Source organism: Sulfitobacter sp. L-8 (genome assembly GCF_056859255.1).
In genome coordinates this window covers 225,765-243,232 of record NZ_JBSXOD010000056.1, presented here as the reverse complement: position 1 = coordinate 243,232, position 17,468 = coordinate 225,765, and the positions used below count along the sequence as shown (strand labels likewise).

Below are 17,468 nucleotides of genomic sequence, written 5' to 3'. Positions count from 1 at the left end.
GCGTCTGGGAAAGGGGGTCGTGGAGTCTCCAGGTTTAATCCAGTTCGATTACCCCGAAACCCAAGCCGCCGTGCGTTTGTCAAAAAACGCCCCGATTCCTTCAGCGGCCTCGTCGGTTTCCCAACGCGCCGCGAGTGCCGCGATGGTGTGGTCGACCACCTGCGTATCGATGCGCGGGCCCAGATCACGCGCCAGCTGCTTGGCGGCCGCCACGGCACCGGGGGCACATGACAGATATGGCGTCACTTCAGCCTCGATCGCCTCATCCAGCTGGTCCGCATGGACGGCACGCGCCAGCAGGCCCAGCTCTACGGCCTCGACTGCGCCGAACAGGCGTGCCGACATGAATACGCGCCGCGCCCGTCCTTCGCCCATACGGGCCAGCACGTAAGGCCCGATGGTGGCGGGGATGATGCCGAGCCTGGTCTCGGTAAAGCCCATCTTTAACGTGTCCACTCCGATCGCTACATCGCAAACCGAGGCCATGCCGACCCCCCCACCAAACGCATTGCCCTGCACACGCCCGATCAGCGGTTTCGGCAAGGTGTTCAAAGCACCCAACATCGCCGCGAGCTTGCCCGCCTCAGCCGATCGTGTCGCTGGATCCATGTCGCGTTGCGCCTGCATCCAGCCCAGATCGCCGCCCGCACAGAAGCTTTTGCCAGCACCGGTCAACACCACCACGCGTATGGCGTCATCCGCCGCCAACGCCGCCGCGGCCTGGGTAAGCTCTGCGATCATCTGCGCCGACATGGCATTATGCTTCGGTTCGCGCGCAAGCGTCAGCGTCGCCACCCCGCGCGTGTCGGTTTCCAGCTTCAGGGTATCGTACATCAATCAGCCCTCATCGCACGCGCCATTGCCGCGGCCTCTTCGATCAACTCCTGATCCAGCCCGGTACGATAGCCAAGCGTCGCCAGATGGGCATTGACCTTCTCGGTCGCCACGTTGCCTGCGGCACCCGGTGCATAGGGGCACCCCCCCAGCCCTCCGACGGCTGCGTCAAAAACCCGGACCCCCAGGGAAAGAGAGGCATCTATGTTGTCGATCGCCCGCCCGTTGGTGTCATGATAATGTCCCGCCAGCCGACCCGCCGGGACGACGTCGCGCACCGCCAGCAACATGCGCGCAATCGTGTCCGGGGTGCCTGCCCCTATCGTATCACCCAACGAAACCTCATAACATCCCATTGAAAACAGGCGATCCGCGACCTCGGCCACCTTTGACGGGGCCACGATGCCATCATAGGGGCACTTGATGACGCACGATACATAGCCGCGCACGGGGATATCGACATGCCGCGCCTCTTCGAGGATCGGCACGAACCTCTCGAACGCCTCGTCAATGCTTGCGTTGATGTTTTTCTGACTGAACCCTTCACTGGCAGAGGCAAATATCGCGATTTCATCCGCTTTGGCGGCCACCGCCTCCGTATATCCGCGCAGATTCGGGGCCAGCGCCGCATAGCGTACGCCTTCTCCCCGGGTGATCCCCTCTAAAACCTCAGCCGACCCCGCCATCTGCGGCACCCACCTGGGGCTTACAAAGCTCGCCACTTCTATCCGAGAGAACCCCGCCCGCGTCAGCATATCCACCAACGCGATTTTCTCCGCCACCGGTATCTCTCGGTTCTCGTTCTGAAGCCCGTCACGGGGCCCCACTTCGAAAATCTCACAAAAGCCGTTGTCCATCCCTACCCCTCCCATTCATTTTGCCAAATAAACTCAAGATTCCAACCCCGGCCTCATTCGACCGGCCAAGGCTCAAAGAATGCCTGATCGAACAATGGTACATCTTTGGGCAGTGATTTGCGAAACGCTTCGCGATCGGTGATCCTGTCATACCAGGCGGCAACATTCGGATGGTTATCGAGCTTCGCAAAAAACCGTGCCATATAAACCGCTTGACCCACGTTCACATCCGCCGCGGTAAAGCCGCTCATCAATAGGTGATCCTGCTGAACGATCCCGCCACCAAGCCGCGCTTCCAGCGCATCATAGCATTTCACGATCCGCGCGGCTTCCAGCTTCATCACGATCGGGCTGCGCATGGTGTCCTCGCGCAGGGCCACATGTTGCTGGGTCAGTGCCGCACAATGCTGCGAAATGGTCTCTGCGAAATGTATCCATACCAACCAGGCCATCCGGTCCGGCGCCCCCGGCATCCGGCCAAGCCGATCCGGGCTGAACCGTTCACACAGATATTCAGCGATCGCACCGGTCTCGAACATCCGCTCCCCCTCGATCTCCAGCGACGGCACGCGGCCGGCCGGAGAAATGGCCAGATAACCCGGATCGCGCAGGGATTTGTCAAAAGCGTGGATCGAAACCTCGAAAGGCACGTCCAGCTCGTGCAGCAGCCAAAGCGTACGCATGGAACGGGTCTGTTCGACGTGGTGCAAGGTAATCATGTCGGGGTCTCGTCCGGTGCGGCTTCAAGCCGGACCAACGCTGCCCCGGCTTCCACCTGATCCCCGGCCGCAGCCAGAACCTCGGCAACAATCCCGCTCCGCGCTGCCAGCAGACTATGTTCCATTTTCATCGCTTCCAATATTGCCAGACGAACGCCCTTTTCCACTGCCTGCCCCACCTTGGCATCGATCATCCGCACCAGCCCCGGCATCGGTGCCTCGATCAGATTGCCATCGCCATACCCGCCGGCGGCACGCGCCAACGGATCTATGACCGCAAAACTTATCCCATAGTCGGCGAAAACGGTCACCCGATCCCCTGCCTTGGCCACCCGTGGCACCGGCTGCCCCCCGACAGACCAGCGCCCTGCGACACGCCGCGCGACAATCTCTTCGTCGCCGATCTGCCATAGCTGATGATCTGGCGACAATACCTGCACATGCACGAAATGATCCTCATCCTGCCAGTTCAATCCTACCTGACGGCGCAACGGGTGCCACAGGGTAAACCCGGCGTCCGATCGAGGCTCAAGCAGGTCAAGTGCCGCCATCCCCGCCAATGCAACATGATGCGGCTGCACGCGAGGCGGCACCGTGAGTGCGTCGATATCGCGCCCGATCAGCCCCGTGTCCACATCCCCCGCGCCAAAGCTTTCGTGCGCGGCAAGTGCGCCCAGAAATGCCAGGTTCGTGACAGTCCCCGCGACTTCGCATCGACGCAGCGCCGTACGCAACCTCGAAAGGGCGACGTCGCGGGTCGGCCCGTGTACAATCACCTTTGCAATCATCGGGTCGTAAAAAGGGCTGATCGTGTCGCCGGCGCGAACCCCACTATCGGCGCGACAGCGTTCGTCAAAGATCAGGTGTGTCAATGTCCCCGTCGCCGGCAAAAACCCCTTCGGCACATCCTCTGCATATAACCGCGCTTCAAAGGCATGGCCGTTGACCTGCAATTCCTCCTGACGCAACGGCAGTCCTTCTCCTGCCGCCACACGCAGTTGCCATTCCACCAGATCAACCCCCGTGATGGCTTCGGTCACCGGATGCTCTACCTGTAACCGGGTGTTCATCTCCATAAAGAAAAACCCGTCCGGGCGCAGACCGTCGGAACCATCCACGATAAACTCGATGGTCCCCGCCCCGGCATAGCCAATAGCCTCGGCCGCGGTCACCGCCGCCCGCCCCATCGCCGCGCGCATCTCGTCGGTCATGCCGGGTGCCGGGGCTTCCTCGATCACCTTCTGGTGGCGACGCTGCAACGAACAATCGCGCTCGAACAGATGCACCGCCCGCGACCCATCCCCAAAGACCTGAACCTCGATATGACGCGGCTTGGTGACGAACTTCTCGACCAGCACATCGGCGTTGCCAAAGGCAGTCTTCGCCTCGGACCGCGCACTGTCGAGCGCGGCTTGAAAACCGGTCGCCTCCTCGACAAGCCGCATGCCTTTGCCACCGCCCCCGGCGACCGCCTTGATCAACACCGGATAACCGATCCTGTCCGCCTCTGCCGCCAGCAGCGTGTCATCCTGATCGGCCCCGTGATATCCCGGCACCACCGGCACACCCGCCTCGACCATCAATGCCTTGGCAGCATCCTTTAGCCCCATCGCGCGAATGGCCTTTGCCGACGGTCCGATAAATACCAACCCCGCCGCTTCGACGGCCTCCACGAAATCGGGGTTCTCGGACAGAAAACCATATCCCGGATGGATCGCCTGTGCCCCGGTCTCCTGGGCTGCCCGAATGATCGCGTCACCCCGCAAATAACTGTCCCCAGGGGCAGACCCGCCAATATGAACCGCCGTATCGGACATCTGCACATGTTTTGCCTCGGCATCCGCGTCAGAGTAGACCGCGACACACCGCACGCCCATGGCTTGCGCCGTTTCCATCACCCGGCACGCAATCTCGCCCCGGTTCGCAATCAGGATCGTATCAAACATCGCGCAGCTCCCTCAAAACCTTCTCATCTTCATTTTGCCAGACAAACTCCGGGGGTCCGGGGGCTGGCCCCCGGAAAGTCTCTCCAAGCCCCCTCACATGCGGAACACACCGAATTTCGTATCTTCGATCGGTGCGTTCAAACTGGCGCGCAGTGAAAGAGACAGCACCTCGCGGCTGTGGCGCGGATCAATCACCCCGTCATCCCAAAGCCGCGCGGTCGCATAAAGCGGATGCGACTGTTTCTCGAACATATCAATCGTGGGCTGCTTGAACGCGGTCTCTTCTTCCTCGGTCCAGCTGTCGCCCGCCCGCTCGATCGCGTCGCGTTTTACCGTGGCCAGAACGCCGGCTGCCTGCGCCCCGCCCATGACCGAAATGCGCGAATTCGGCCATGTCCACATAAACCGTGGCGAATAGGCGCGTCCCGCCATGCCATAGTTACCGGCCCCGAACGACCCGCCCACCAGCATGGTGATCTTCGGCACATTGGTTGATGCCACCGCCGTCACCATCTTGGCCCCGTGGCGCGCGATGCCTTCGTTCTCATATTTGCGACCGACCATGAAGCCGGTGATGTTTTGCAAGAAGACCAGCGCGATCTTGCGCTGCGAACACAGCTCGACGAAATGCGCGCCTTTCTGGGCGGATTCCGAGAACAATACGCCGTTGTTGGCGATGATACCGACGGGGCAGCCTTTCACATGGGCGAAACCGCAGACCAACGTCTCGCCGAAGCGCGATTTGAATTCATCGAACCGGCTGCCATCGACAAGCCGCATGATGACTTCGCGAATGTCATAGGGTGTGCGGGCATCGGCGGGCACGACACCCAGCATCTCGGCCGGGTCATAGGCCGGTTCTTCCGAAGGTTGCCATTGCACGTTCATCGGCACCGCGCGGTTCAATCCCGCCACAGCGCGCCGCGCCAGAGCAAGCGCGTGGGCGTCATCCTCGGCCAGATAGTCCGCCACTCCTGACAGACGGGTATGCACATCGCCGCCGCCCAGATCCTCGGCGCTGACCACCTCGCCCGTGGCGGCCTTGACCAGCGGCGGACCGGCCAAAAAGATCGTGCCCTGCTCTTTCACGATGATCGACACATCCGACATCGCGGGCACATAGGCCCCGCCCGCGGTGCATGATCCCATGACCACAGCGATCTGGGGAATGCCCTTACCGCTCATCCGCGCCTGATTGTAGAAAATCCGGCCAAAGTGGTCACGGTCGGGAAAGACCTCGTCCTGATTGGGCAGGTTGGCGCCACCGCTATCGACCAGATAGATGCAGGGCAGATGGTTTTCCTCGGCGATCTCTTGGGCGCGCAGGTGTTTTTTGACGCTCATCGGGAAATAGGTGCCGCCCTTCACCGTCGCGTCGTTGCACACGATCATGCAGTCGATGCCCTGCACCTTGCCGACACCCGCGATCACACCCGCCGCTGGGGCGGCCCCGCCATAGAGCCCGTGCGCCGCCAGCGCACCGACCTCAAGGAACGGCGATCCGGGGTCGAGAAGGTTGGCGACCCTTTCGCGCGGCAACATCTTGCCGCGGCTGACATGGCGCGCCCGCGACTTCTCGCCGCCGCCAAGCTCTGCCGCATCCGCCGCTTCGCGGATGGTATGCAAGGCCGCCAGATGCGCGGCCTCGTTGGCCCTGAAGCTTTCGGATGAGGGTAACGCCTGCGAAATAAGCTTCATTTAGGTCTCCTTGGTCGGTTATATCTGTCGGCGAACGGGCTTGTCATTGGCTGGTTTCAGACATCGCGCGGGCTTTCAGCTCGCGTCGGATGACCTTGCCGGTCACGGTCATCGGCAACGCATCGAGAAAGGCCACCTCTCGTGGATAAGAGTAGCTGGCGAGCCGGGTTTTCACCCATGTCTGCAACGTTTCTGCGTCAACTGTCGCCCCTTCCTTCAGCACCACGTATGCCTTGACGATCTCGGTACGTAGCGGGTCAGGCTTGCCGACGACACCGCAGGTTGCCACATCGGGATGGGTCAGCAGGCAATCTTCGATCTCGGCAGGTCCAATGCGATACCCTGACGAGGTAATCACGTCATCCTCGCGTCCTACAAACCGCAGATATTCGCCGTCGAACATCCCGCGGTCACCTGTCAGCATCCAGTCGCCACGATATTTTAGCGCAGTTTCTTCGGGGCGCTGCCAATAGCCAAGCATCATTGACGCCGACCCTTTGCGGATGGCCACGTCGCCTTCGCCTTGCGCAGGGGTACCGTCGGCGTCCAAAACCGCGACGTCATGACCCGGCACCGGTTTGCCGATACAGCCCGGGCGCGGTGGAAACTGTGTGCCACTGCTGGATGCCACCATGTTGCATTCGGTTTGCCCGTAGAATTCGTTGATCGACAGGCCAAACGCGGTTTGCCCCCACGCCAGCATCTCCGCCCCCAGTGGCTCGCCGCCCGATGCGACTGAACGCAGCCCCGCTATGCTGCACGCCCCAGCCTTGAGCATCCGCAGCGCGGTCGGCGGGAAAAAGACGTTGCGCACATCGCCATCGCGAATGATTTGCACACAAGCTTCTATGGAGAATTTCGGCAACCGTGCCGCCACCACCGGCACACCAAGCGCCAGCCCGGGCATCAGTACGTCGAACAATCCGCCGATCCACGCCCAATCGGCCGGCGTCCATAAACAATCGCCATCCTGCCCCAGGATATCGTGGCTTAGGGATACGCCCGGCAGATGGCCCGTCAAGACCCGATGCCCGTGCACAGCACCCTTGGGTGTGCCTGTGGTGCCCGATGTATAGATCAGCACAGCCGGATCCTCGGGCCCGGTGTCGGCAGTTGCGACAGGGTCGCCGGCGATGCCAAAACTATCGGCCATTTCCGCCTGCGCCAAATCCCCCAACAGGTCGCGCCCTTCGGTGTCGGTCAACACCAGCGTGATTCCCGCATCCTGCACCCGGGATGCCAGCGCGTCATGCTTGAACAGTTTGAATAAAGGTACTGAAATTGCGCCTATTTTCCAGATAGCCAGATGTGCCGCCGCGCACCACGGGCTTTGGCTCAGCAATACGCCAACGCGGTCGTTTGCCTGTACGCGCTGCCGCAGGGCCCGCGCCAAGCCATCAACCATAACGGTCAATTCACCAAAGCTGACATCGCGCCGCGCCGCACCCGTAAGATCAATGATCGCGACCCTGTTGGCATCGTGCGCCAGACACTGCGTCGCCATATTCATCCGGTCGGGAACAGCCCAGCATCCGGAGCTGTCCAACCCGGGCAGACCCCGGTCAATCACGGCTAAGCTCCTGTTTGACCTGCTCGAGCTCTCGGTCAAGAAAATACGAGGTGATCGACCGGATGATCACCAACAGCAGCAGGAACATCAGATCGACGAACCGCAATGAAAGGGCCGTGTGAATAACGTCGGAAACAATAAACAGTTCCAGCCCGGCCAAGATATAGCGCCCCAGTTCGATGCGCTCGCGGTTGGTCTGGCGCACGCGCTCCGGGCCGCGTCGCACAAGTTCCGCGATAAGGACACCGATGATAAATCGGCCCGCGCCGATCAGCAGGATTGCGATGGCGAACAGATCAATCAGGGCGGCGGCCGCCTCGAGAAGGCTGACCAACCAGCCGAACGATTCGTGCAGCAGCCCGCCTTCAAGTTCCAGAGCAATCAAGCCATCCACGGCCTGCGTCGTGTTTTCCATTCTCTACCCCATGCTTGCCAGCATTTCACGTCCGACCAGCATGCGCCGGATCTCCGACGTGCCGGCCCCGATCTCCATCAACTTGGCGTCGCGGAAGATACGGCCAACGGGGTTATCAGACAGATAGCCCGCCCCGCCCATAGCCTGCACCGCCTGGTGCGCCTGTTTCATTGCCTCTTCCGATGCATACAGACAACAGGCGGCGGCGTCGGCGCGGGTGACATCCCCACGATCACAGGCGCGTGCAACTTCGTAGACATACGCCCGCGCCGAATTCATCGCAGTGTACATGTCCGCCATCTTGCCCTGCATAAGCTGGAAGCTTCCGATGGGTTGGCCAAACTGCTTGCGCTCTGCCATGTAGGGCATGACTTCGTCCAGACATGCGGCCATGATCCCCAGCCCGATGCCCGCCAATACGACCCGTTCGTAATCAAGACCAGACATCAAGACGCGCACGCCGCGCCCCTCCTCGCCCAGCACGTTTTCAAACGGCACCTCGACGTCGTCAAAGATCAGCTCGGCGGTGTTTGATCCGCGCATCCCCAGCTTGTCGAAATGCGGGCCGGTGGTGAAACCTTTCATGGATTTCTCGATCAGAAAGGCGGTGATGCCCTTTGATCCGGCATCGGGGTCGGTCTTTGCATAGACCACCAACGTGTCGGCATCCGGGCCGTTGGTAATCCAGTATTTATTACCAGACAAACGATAGTGGTCGTTGCGCTTTTCGGCGCGTAGCTTCATCGACACGACATCGCTGCCCGCAGAGGGTTCAGACATCGCCAGCGCACCGACATGTTCGCCGGAACACAACCCCGGCAGGAACTTTGCCTTTTGTTCGGGTGTGCCGTTCAGGCGGATCTGGTTAACGCAAAGGTTGGAATGCGCACCATATGACAGCGATACCGATGCCGATGCCCGCGCGATTTCCTCGACCGCGACGGTATGCGCGACATACCCCATAGCCGATCCGCCGAACTCTTCCTCTACGGTCATGCCAAGCAATCCAAGACTGCCCATCTCCTCCCACAATGTGGGGGGAAACTCGTTTTTCAGGTCAATGTCCGCCGCCATAGGCTTTACCCGCTCCTGCGCCCAGCGGTGCACCGTCTCGCGCAGCGCATTCACGTCATCGCCCAAATCGAATTTCATGCTGGCGTTGAACATGCGCCCCTCCCAGAGTTTATTGAACAGTTGTTCATTACTTTACACGCTACATACATCCAGTCAAGCGATTGTCAGTGTGCACGGAACCACCCGGCGTCGACCTTCGTTGTTTTCCCGGAACACATTAAAAGGTTAAGCATATCATGAGCACTTCTTTAGCAAAAGAATTCTGGGATCGGTTGGATGACACGCGCACCGGCATGCTGGCCGCTGACACTGCGCGGGCAATCCCGATGAGCCACTATGTCGACAGCGATGCCAAGGTATTGTGGTTTATCACCGCAAACGGGACCGAATTGGCAAAATCCGCGCAAACGGGCGCTTCGGCTGAATACATCGTCACAAGCAAGGACGAACATCTTTACGCGCGCATCGATGGGCGTATTCAGGCCGTGAAAGACGAAGAAAAGCTTGACGAGCTGTGGTCAGCTGTTGCCTCTGCCTGGTTCAAGGACGGGCGCAAGGATGACGACATTCAGCTTGTACGCATGGACCTGACCGAGGCGGAAGTCTGGACCACCGGTGGCAGCATCTCGTTCCTGTATGAGATCGGCAAAGCCAACATGACCGACCAGAAACCCGATCTGGGCGAACATGGTACCTTGCGGTTCTGAAGCCACCTGGGCGGCAGCGCAGCAGGGCGTCTTTGGACGGTTCCTGCTGCGTGGGTCGAAAAGAGCACCGATATAACGCTCTTTGCGATGCCTAGCTTTGCTGAAAAACCGAAGATACCTCTTCGCGGATGATCCGAGCGATTAAACTGCAATCGTCTATGCTGAAGGTCAAAGGGACCCGCATGTCGACAAGTCCGGCCAGTATATGGTCGCTTTTTGGCAATGCCGTGATGTCGGCATAGCGCCAGCTGTCATATCTGCTGGTATATCCCGATGGCACGGCCGCGCCGAACCACTTGAGTTCCACTCCGCGTTTCTTGCATCGTGACAATACGTCATGGACCTTGGCTGTGGTCCATTGGCGCAACAGAAACTGAAACGATGAACCGACAAAATGTTCATTCGGGTCCCGTGCAACTATGGTTAAACCGGGGGTGTGCTGCACTCCTTTCTCCAGTGTGTGATAGCGTTCATTCCACCGGGCAACCTGACTGTCCAGGGCGCGAAGCTGCGGGCGCAGGATCGCCGCCCGAAGATTATCCATTCGGCCTGAAATGTTGGGCGTTTCGTATTTCAGCTTCTCGAACGCCGCAGCGGGAGGGCTGGCCAGATGCCGATCGAAAAGCATGTAGGAACCCGAAAGCAGTATCGCCCGAGCCGCGATCTCGGGGTCGTCGGTGACCAGCAACCCGCCTTCGCCTGCATTGACATGTTTGTAGGTCTGGCATGAATAGCATCCCACGGCCCCATGACGGCCCGATGGGGTCGATCGCCATGCCGCGCCCATCGTGTGGGCACAGTCTTCGATGACGGTGACCCCCGCAGCATCACACAGCGCCATCAGCGCATCCATATCGCAGATATGACCCCGCATATGGCTAAGCAACAGCGCCTTCGCTTTGTCCAGCTTCGTCGCAAGATCATCCAGATCGATCACCAGCTTGTCTGTCACCTCGACCAGCACAGGCACAGCGCCCACTGCCGCAATCGCACCGGGCACCGGGGCCAGCGTGAAGGCATTGGATAAAACCCGGTCGCCGTGCCCAATGCCGACGGCGCGTAATGCCGTAGCGATTGCATACCCGCCCGATGCCACGGCAAGACAGTATTTCGCACCAACCGAAGCCGCGAACTCCTGTTCAAGCAGTGCTGTTTCCGACACCTCGGCGTCAGCAGTGTTGTAACGGTGCAAACGCCCGTGGCGCATCACCGCCACCGCGGCAGCGATGGCGTCTTCCGGGATGGGTTCTTGTTGGGTAAAACTGCCTTTGAACACCTCTGACACGTCAGGCTGCCCCAATCAGACGCGTCACGATCTCGGGCAGATCAGCATAGTCGTCCAGCAAGGCATCGGGCATGAGGGCGGCCATATCTGCACCCGAAGGGCCAAAGGACACCAACACACATGGCACCCCCGCAGCGGTGGCGGTTTTGCGATCGGTATCCGTGTCGCCAACCAACAGGCACATCGCCGGATCGCCCCCCGCACGCCGTGCTGTTTCGAACAGATGCTCCGGGTCAGGCTTTCGTATCGCCAGTGTATCGGCCCCTACCATCGCGCCAAAGGCTTCGCGCACGCCCAAGCGCGACAACAACGTGTGGGCTAGCGCCTCGGGTTTGTTCGTGCAGACCGCCACGCGATATCCGGCCGCTTTCAACGCCTCGACCGCGGCCATTGCGCCGGGGTAAAGCACGGTATGGGTGTCGATCTCGCGGGCGTATGCCTCGAGAAGCAGGGGGTAGTATTTATCGATCGTCGCTTGGTCGTCGCCGCGGCCAAGACGGTCCAGACCGAGGCGCAGCATAGCCCGCCCGCCCTTTAGTGCGGTACCGGCATCGGTACGCGCATCCAACACATCGCCTTCGCCCATTGCGCGGAAACACGCGTTTGCCGCCGCGATCAAATCACCACTGGTATCTGCCAAAGTCCCGTCGAGATCGAATACTACCGTTTTCATCGGCGTTCCTTTGCTGGAAGTTGTTGCAGCACGAAATGTTCTTTGATGGTTGATAGCCTTGCGCAAAATAACCAACAAGGTAAAGAGAGCCTGCACTAATTGATTAAAGAGATTACACATGGAAGTTGCGCTGATCCTGTTGGCCGCTGGCAAAGGCACGCGGATGCAATCGGAATTACCCAAGGTGTTACACACCATCGCGCACGCCCCGCTGTTGGAACACGCAATGGCATCGGGTGCCGCCCTGTCACCGGCCCGCACTGTCGTGGTCGCAGGGCACGGTGCCGATTTGGTAAGCGCCGCGGCCACGGCCTTTGACGAAGAGGCGCATGTGGTCGTCCAGCCCGAGCAGCTAGGCACCGCACATGCTGTGGGTCAGGCCCGCGAAGCCCTGCAAGGCTTTGATGGGACTGCGATCGTGCTCTATGGTGACACGCCCTTTGTTCGGACCGAAACGCTCGAGGAAATGTGCGCGGCCCTGACCCACAATGATGTTGTGGTTCTGGGGTTCGAAGCCGCCGATCCCGCGCGCTATGGTCGGTTGATCATGCAGGGAAACACGCTGGATCGGATCGTCGAATTCAAGGACGCCACCGATGAACAGCGCGCGATAACGCTTTGCAATAGCGGCGTAATTGCGTGCAACTCCAACCTTCTTTTCGACCTGATTGACGCAGTGGGCAATGACAATGCGTCGGAAGAATATTACCTTACGGATATCGTGGCAATCGCGCGGGAACGCGGTCTGAAAGCCACCGCTGTCACCTGCGACGAAGCCGAGACCATGGGCGTTAATTCGCGCGCAGATCTTGCTGCGGCTGATGCTGCATTTCAGTCGCGCGCCCGGGCGGCCATGCTTGAGGACGGGATTACCCTGATGGCCCCCGAAACGGTTTACTTTGCCCGCGACACCTACATTGGCCGCGATACGGTGATCGAACCCAACGTTGTCTTTGGCCCCGGTGTAACGATTGAATCCGGCGCGACGATTCGGGCGTTCAGCCATCTTGAGGGCTGTCATGTCGCGCGCGGTGGTATCATCGGCCCCTATGCACGCCTGCGCCCCGGCGCGGAGCTGTCGGAAGATGTGCGCATCGGTAATTTTGTCGAAGTCAAAAATGCGCAGATTGCCGAAGGTGCCAAGGTCAACCACCTTAGCTATATCGGCGATGCCACCATCGGTGCCAAAGCTAACATCGGTGCCGGGACGATCACCTGCAACTATGACGGCGTGATGAAGCACCATACCCACATCGGTGCCCGGGCCTTTATCGGATCCAACACCATGCTGGTGGCCCCCGTTCACATTGGCGATGGGGCCATGACCGGATCAGGATCGGTTATCACATCCGATGTAGAGGCCGACGCCCTGGCTCTGGCACGGGCACCGCAGGTAGAGAAACCTGGCATGGCGCGAAAACTGATTGAAATGTTAAAGGCCAAGAAGGCCAAACAACAAAGAGGGAGCTAATCATGTGTGGAATTGTCGGGGTCCTCGGACAGCACGAAGTCGCTCCTATTCTGGTCGAAGCGCTGAAGCGTCTTGAGTACAGGGGATATGACAGCGCAGGCATAGCCACAGTCCACGAAGGTCAACTCGACCGTCGCCGGGCGGTGGGAAAACTGGTGAACCTGTCGGATCTGTTGGTTCATGAACCGCTGGCAGGCAAATCCGGAATCGGTCACACCCGTTGGGCCACCCACGGTGCTCCGACAGTTGCGAATGCGCATCCCCACATGGCCAGCCCGGTTGCCGTTGTCCATAACGGGATCATCGAGAACTTTCGCGAGCTTCGGGCAGAACTGTCCGCGAAGGGCGTGACATTTGTCAGCGAAACAGACACCGAGACCGTGGCGCTGCTGACCCAGCTACACATGAACGAAGGCCTGAGCCCGATCGAAGCGGCTACGAAGACCATCAAACGCCTGCATGGTGCCTTTGCATTGGCACTTCTGTTCGACGGTGAACCCGATTTGATGATCGGTGCCCGCAAGGGGGCCCCTCTTGCGATAGGATATGGCGACAACGAGATGTTCTTGGGCAGCGATGCGATTGCGCTGTCGCCCATGACAGACCGGCTTACCTATCTCGAGGAAGGCGACATGGCCATCCTCAGACGCGCATCGGTAGAAATCTATGATGCGCATGGCCAGCTTGCCAATCGGGCGATCAAGACCATCAGTCTGGACAATACCCGCGTGAACAAAGACGGTCACAAGCACTTTATGGCCAAGGAAATCGCCGAACAGCCCAGCGTCATCGGTGCGGCCTTGTCGCAATACTTGACCGCCGAGGGCCAGATTGTGTTGCCCGACCCCGGGTTGGACTTTACAGCCATTGAACGCATCACGATGGTCGCCTGCGGCACTGCCTTTTACGCATGCCTGACCGCAAAATACTGGTTCGAGCAAATTGCGCGCCTTCCGGTCGAGGTCGATGTTGCTTCGGAATTCCGCTATCGTGAACCGCCGATATCCAACCGCACCATGGCGCTTTTCGTCAGCCAGTCAGGCGAAACTGCGGATACACTGGCCGCGCTGCGGTACTGCGCGGACAAAGCCGATACGATCACATCGGTCGTCAACGTCACTGAATCGTCAATCGCGCGCGAAAGCAATCTTGCCCTGCCGATCTATGCGGGCGTCGAAGTCGGCGTTGCGTCGACCAAGGCCTTCACCTGTCAGCTTACAGTCCTGTTTCTTCTGGTGCTCAAGGCGGCGGTGGATCGCGGTGCCATCACACAGGAGCAGCTTGCCGATCATATCTCTGGGTTGCGCTCTATCCCGTCGCTTATCAACGTCGCGTTGGAACAGAACACGGCGATACGTGATGCTGCGTACAAGCTCTCATCTGCCCGCGATGTTCTGTTCCTGGGACGGGGGCCGATGTTCCCACTGGCGCTTGAGGGTGCCCTTAAACTTAAGGAAATCAGCTATATACACGCCGAAGCTTATGCGTCAGGCGAGTTGAAACACGGGCCCATCGCGCTGATTGATGAAGACGTGCCTGTTGTTGTCATGGCCCCCAAGGATAACCTGTTCGATAAGACCGTAAGCAACATGCAAGAGGTGATGGCGCGGCAGGGCAAGGTCATTTTGATCTCGGACCGCACGGGCCTTGACGAAGAATCCGAAGGGACCTGGGCTCAGATAGAGATGCCTCGGATCGCCGATGCACTGGCCCCGATCCTGTATGCTATCCCGGCGCAACTGTTGGCCTATCATACCGCCATCGCCAAAGGTACCGACGTGGATCAGCCCCGAAATCTTGCCAAATCGGTTACGGTCGAATGAACACCTCTCGATATCTTGAAGCACTGACCGCGCTGTCAGATGAGTCATCGATACCGAAAATGCAGGCTTATCATAAGATCGACCGGCCCTATCTGGGGGTGAGCAACCCCCATATAAACGACCTGACCAAGGCGTGGCGTGATGAACTTGACCTCGCCGACCGCATTACGTTGGCCGCGACGCTGTGGGATACCGACATATTCGAGGCGCGCGTCGCCGCAGCGAAACTGCTGACCCAAGCCCGGATGCGCCCCGATGACGCGGCAGCGTGGGAGTTGTTGCAAAGCTGGGTGCCCGACTTTGACAGCTGGGCTATCGCCGATCACGCTTGTAGCGCCATCCAAAAGCGGCTGCTTGCCGATCCAGCGCGCCTGAACGCAGTGGAACTCTGGACGCAATCAGGCGATCTTTGGGCGCGCCGCGCCGCTCTTGTTGCGACCCTGCCTTGGGCCAAGCAGAACAACCCCAAACCCGATGAAATCGAAGCCCGTGAGCGCATTCTTGGCTGGGCATCGGGTTATCTGCCTGTCAGAAATGGTATCATGCAAAAGGCAATTGCGTGGTGGGTCCGTGACCTGAGCCGGCATGATCCGAAACGTGCGGCGGATTTCATTGCACAGAACCGCAGCCTGATGAAATCCTACGCGATCAAGGAAGCGTCACGCTACCTGCCCGAAGTCGAGCCGGACGCCGAGGGTTAATCGGCGGTTTCGCCGCGAGCTTCAGGCAAAACGTCGCACCCGGTTCCATCAGCCCCCCGTGGACACATTCACCGTAGTCAGATCTGTCAAAGACGCACCGATCAGGCGCAGTGCGGCCAGCGACATGCGGCTACCGGCAGAGGCCGATCCCGCGATCGGAAGCAATGTCACGGTGGATGACTTGCCAGTGGCAGGATTGGTCACGCGGCCCTGCATTTCGGTCTTCACCAAAGGTGTTTTCAACCACAATCCAGGCTCTGTCGCATTGCCTAGTGATGCGACAGTGGACCCAAGTTGCGTGGCACCCGTCTTAGCAGGGCGAGAAGCTGCGGCGCGTTGTTTGGGGGTTGTCGTATCCAGCGCTTCGGCGGTTTTCGCGGTCGGAGATGGGGCTGCCGCTTCGGTGACAGAGGCCAAGGCGGACGGGTCGGCCGAACTGCCGTCGCCCGAACCGCCGCTGGATAGACCGTTTGCAGACCCGATCGCCGAAGCCGACGATGCCGCAGTCGGTAGCGTGCCCGTGCCGGTACCACGGTCAGCCGTCATGCCGCACGCGGTGACGCCGAACATCACCACACCAATAACAAAATAATGTTTCATGCGGCCAAGACTACGCGCGCGCGGCTGTTGCTTCAATCAACTAAATGCCACTTGCCCCCGCATGGGCCGATGTTTACCTATACTGTATGAATGCACCTTTGATTGACCCTTTCGCCCGCGCTATCACATACCTGCGTGTCTCTGTCACAGACCGCTGCGATTTTCGCTGCGTCTATTGCATGTCCGAAAACATGACCTTTCTGCCGAAGAAAGAGCTTTTGACGCTGGAAGAACTGGATCGGCTCTGCACCAACTTCATTGATCTGGGTGTGCAAAAACTGCGGATTACCGGCGGAGAGCCGTTGGTTCGCAAGGGGATCATGACTTTCTTCGACAGCATGACGCGCCACCTGGACGCGGGCACCCTGAAAGAGCTGACACTCACCACCAACGGCAGCCAGCTTGAACGCTTTGCCAGTGATCTTTATGCGGCTGGCGTGCGCCGGGTTAATGTATCCCTGGATACGCTTGACGACCAGAAGTTCGCCGATATCACCCGGTGGGGCCGTCTGCCTCAGGTGTTGCGCGGCATCGACGCGGCGCAAGCGGCGGGGCTGCGGGTCAAGATCAATGCGGTGGCTCTGAAAGGCTTCAACGAATCCGAACTGCCCAGCATGACCGCCTGGTGTGCGGACCGCGGGATTGACCTGACCTGGATCGAGGTCATGCCGATGGGTGACCTGGGCAATGAAGATCGGCTTGGCCAGTATTGGTCGCTGAAAGACGTGCGCAAGACCTATGAAAACCACTACACCGTGACCGACTTGGCCGAGAACACCGGCGGTCCTGCCCGCTATGTCCGGCTTGAGGAAACTGGTCAGAAGATTGGTTTTATCACCCCGCTAAGCCACAATTTCTGCGAAAGCTGTAACCGCGTGCGGATCACCTGCACCGGTGAAATCTTCATGTGTCTGGGTCAGGAAGACGTAGCCGATCTGCGCGCGCCCCTGCGCAACCATCCTGATGATGATGCCCCGCTGAAAGATGCGATCCGCGCCGCGATCAACCTCAAGCCCAAGGGACATGACTTCGATTATTCCCGTCAGAAGCTTGACGGGCAGATGCCGCGCCACATGAGCCATACGGGCGGCTGAT

Annotated in this window: 16 protein-coding genes; 5 read left to right on the top strand and 11 right to left on the bottom strand. The window is 59.7% G+C overall.

The window, feature by feature from the left end:
- Positions 1–48: 48 nt before the first annotated feature.
- The 8 genes from AC13DE_RS17855 to AC13DE_RS17820 form a co-directional block, all read right to left on the bottom strand.
- On the bottom strand, positions 49–834 hold the full coding sequence (locus AC13DE_RS17855) for a crotonase/enoyl-CoA hydratase family protein (protein ID WP_483048604.1): 786 nt from the start codon (positions 832–834) through the stop codon (positions 49–51).
- Positions 834–1,691: a hydroxymethylglutaryl-CoA lyase gene (locus tag AC13DE_RS17850; protein WP_483048603.1), complete on the bottom strand. Its 858-nt coding sequence runs from the start codon at positions 1,689–1,691 to the stop codon at positions 834–836. The genes AC13DE_RS17855 and AC13DE_RS17850 overlap by 1 nt, the downstream gene beginning before the upstream one ends.
- A 53-nt stretch (positions 1,692–1,744) precedes the next feature.
- Positions 1,745–2,410, bottom strand: a complete 666-nt coding sequence (locus AC13DE_RS17845) for a glutathione S-transferase family protein (protein WP_483048602.1) — start codon at positions 2,408–2,410, stop codon at positions 1,745–1,747.
- The gene (locus AC13DE_RS17840; protein ID WP_483048601.1) at positions 2,407–4,356 is read right to left on the bottom strand and encodes an acetyl/propionyl/methylcrotonyl-CoA carboxylase subunit alpha; all 1,950 of its coding nucleotides are present in this window, start codon (positions 4,354–4,356) and stop codon (positions 2,407–2,409) included. The genes AC13DE_RS17845 and AC13DE_RS17840 overlap by 4 nt, the downstream gene beginning before the upstream one ends.
- A 93-nt stretch (positions 4,357–4,449) precedes the next feature.
- Complete coding sequence (locus AC13DE_RS17835; protein WP_483048600.1) at positions 4,450–6,054, bottom strand: carboxyl transferase domain-containing protein; 1,605 nt, start codon at positions 6,052–6,054, stop codon at positions 4,450–4,452.
- Positions 6,055–6,097: 43 nt separating this feature from the next.
- Positions 6,098–7,564 (bottom strand): AMP-binding protein, encoded by a 1,467-nt coding sequence (locus AC13DE_RS17830; protein ID WP_483048854.1) that lies wholly within the window; start codon positions 7,562–7,564, stop codon positions 6,098–6,100.
- Between the two features lie 52 nt (positions 7,565–7,616).
- Entirely contained in the window at positions 7,617–8,039 is a 423-nt protein-coding gene (locus AC13DE_RS17825) for a DUF1622 domain-containing protein (protein WP_483048599.1), read from the bottom strand.
- A gap of 3 nt (positions 8,040–8,042) precedes the next feature.
- Positions 8,043–9,206: an isovaleryl-CoA dehydrogenase gene (locus AC13DE_RS17820; RefSeq protein WP_483048598.1), complete on the bottom strand. Its 1,164-nt coding sequence runs from the start codon at positions 9,204–9,206 to the stop codon at positions 8,043–8,045.
- Positions 9,207–9,349: 143 nt separating this feature from the next.
- Between AC13DE_RS17820 and AC13DE_RS17815 the strand changes: the two genes are divergently transcribed.
- Complete coding sequence (locus tag AC13DE_RS17815) at positions 9,350–9,820, top strand: pyridoxamine 5'-phosphate oxidase family protein (RefSeq protein WP_483048597.1); 471 nt, start codon at positions 9,350–9,352, stop codon at positions 9,818–9,820.
- A gap of 91 nt (positions 9,821–9,911) precedes the next feature.
- Here the strand turns inward: AC13DE_RS17815 and AC13DE_RS17810 are convergent, their stop codons facing one another.
- Entirely contained in the window at positions 9,912–11,105 is a 1,194-nt protein-coding gene (locus tag AC13DE_RS17810; protein ID WP_483048596.1) for a DegT/DnrJ/EryC1/StrS family aminotransferase, read from the bottom strand.
- A gap of 1 nt (position 11,106) precedes the next feature.
- Positions 11,107–11,778, bottom strand: coding sequence for an HAD-IA family hydrolase (locus AC13DE_RS17805; RefSeq protein WP_446295570.1), 672 nt, complete (start codon positions 11,776–11,778; stop codon positions 11,107–11,109).
- A 118-nt stretch (positions 11,779–11,896) separates the two neighbouring features.
- On the opposite strand from AC13DE_RS17805, the gene glmU reads away from it, so the two are divergent.
- The 3 genes from glmU to AC13DE_RS17790 are packed head-to-tail and all read left to right on the top strand — an operon-like array spanning position 11,897 to position 15,773.
- On the top strand, positions 11,897–13,249 hold the full coding sequence (glmU, locus tag AC13DE_RS17800) for a bifunctional UDP-N-acetylglucosamine diphosphorylase/glucosamine-1-phosphate N-acetyltransferase GlmU (RefSeq protein WP_483048595.1): 1,353 nt from the start codon (positions 11,897–11,899) through the stop codon (positions 13,247–13,249).
- A gap of 2 nt (positions 13,250–13,251) precedes the next feature.
- Positions 13,252–15,072, top strand: a complete 1,821-nt coding sequence (glmS, locus tag AC13DE_RS17795; RefSeq protein WP_483048594.1) for a glutamine--fructose-6-phosphate transaminase (isomerizing) — start codon at positions 13,252–13,254, stop codon at positions 15,070–15,072.
- On the top strand, positions 15,069–15,773 hold the full coding sequence (locus AC13DE_RS17790) for a DNA alkylation repair protein (RefSeq protein WP_483048593.1): 705 nt from the start codon (positions 15,069–15,071) through the stop codon (positions 15,771–15,773). The genes glmS and AC13DE_RS17790 overlap by 4 nt, the downstream gene beginning before the upstream one ends.
- A 48-nt stretch (positions 15,774–15,821) precedes the next feature.
- On the opposite strand, the gene AC13DE_RS17785 is transcribed toward AC13DE_RS17790, so the two are convergent.
- Positions 15,822–16,373, bottom strand: a complete 552-nt coding sequence (locus AC13DE_RS17785) for a hypothetical protein (protein WP_483048592.1) — start codon at positions 16,371–16,373, stop codon at positions 15,822–15,824.
- A gap of 86 nt (positions 16,374–16,459) precedes the next feature.
- Here AC13DE_RS17785 and moaA point away from each other — a divergent pair, with 86 nt between their 5' ends.
- A complete protein-coding gene (gene moaA / locus AC13DE_RS17780) occupies positions 16,460–17,467 on the top strand; it encodes a GTP 3',8-cyclase MoaA (RefSeq protein WP_446295654.1) in 1,008 nt (335 codons plus the stop codon).
- The last annotated feature ends 1 nt before the right edge of the window (position 17,468 follow it).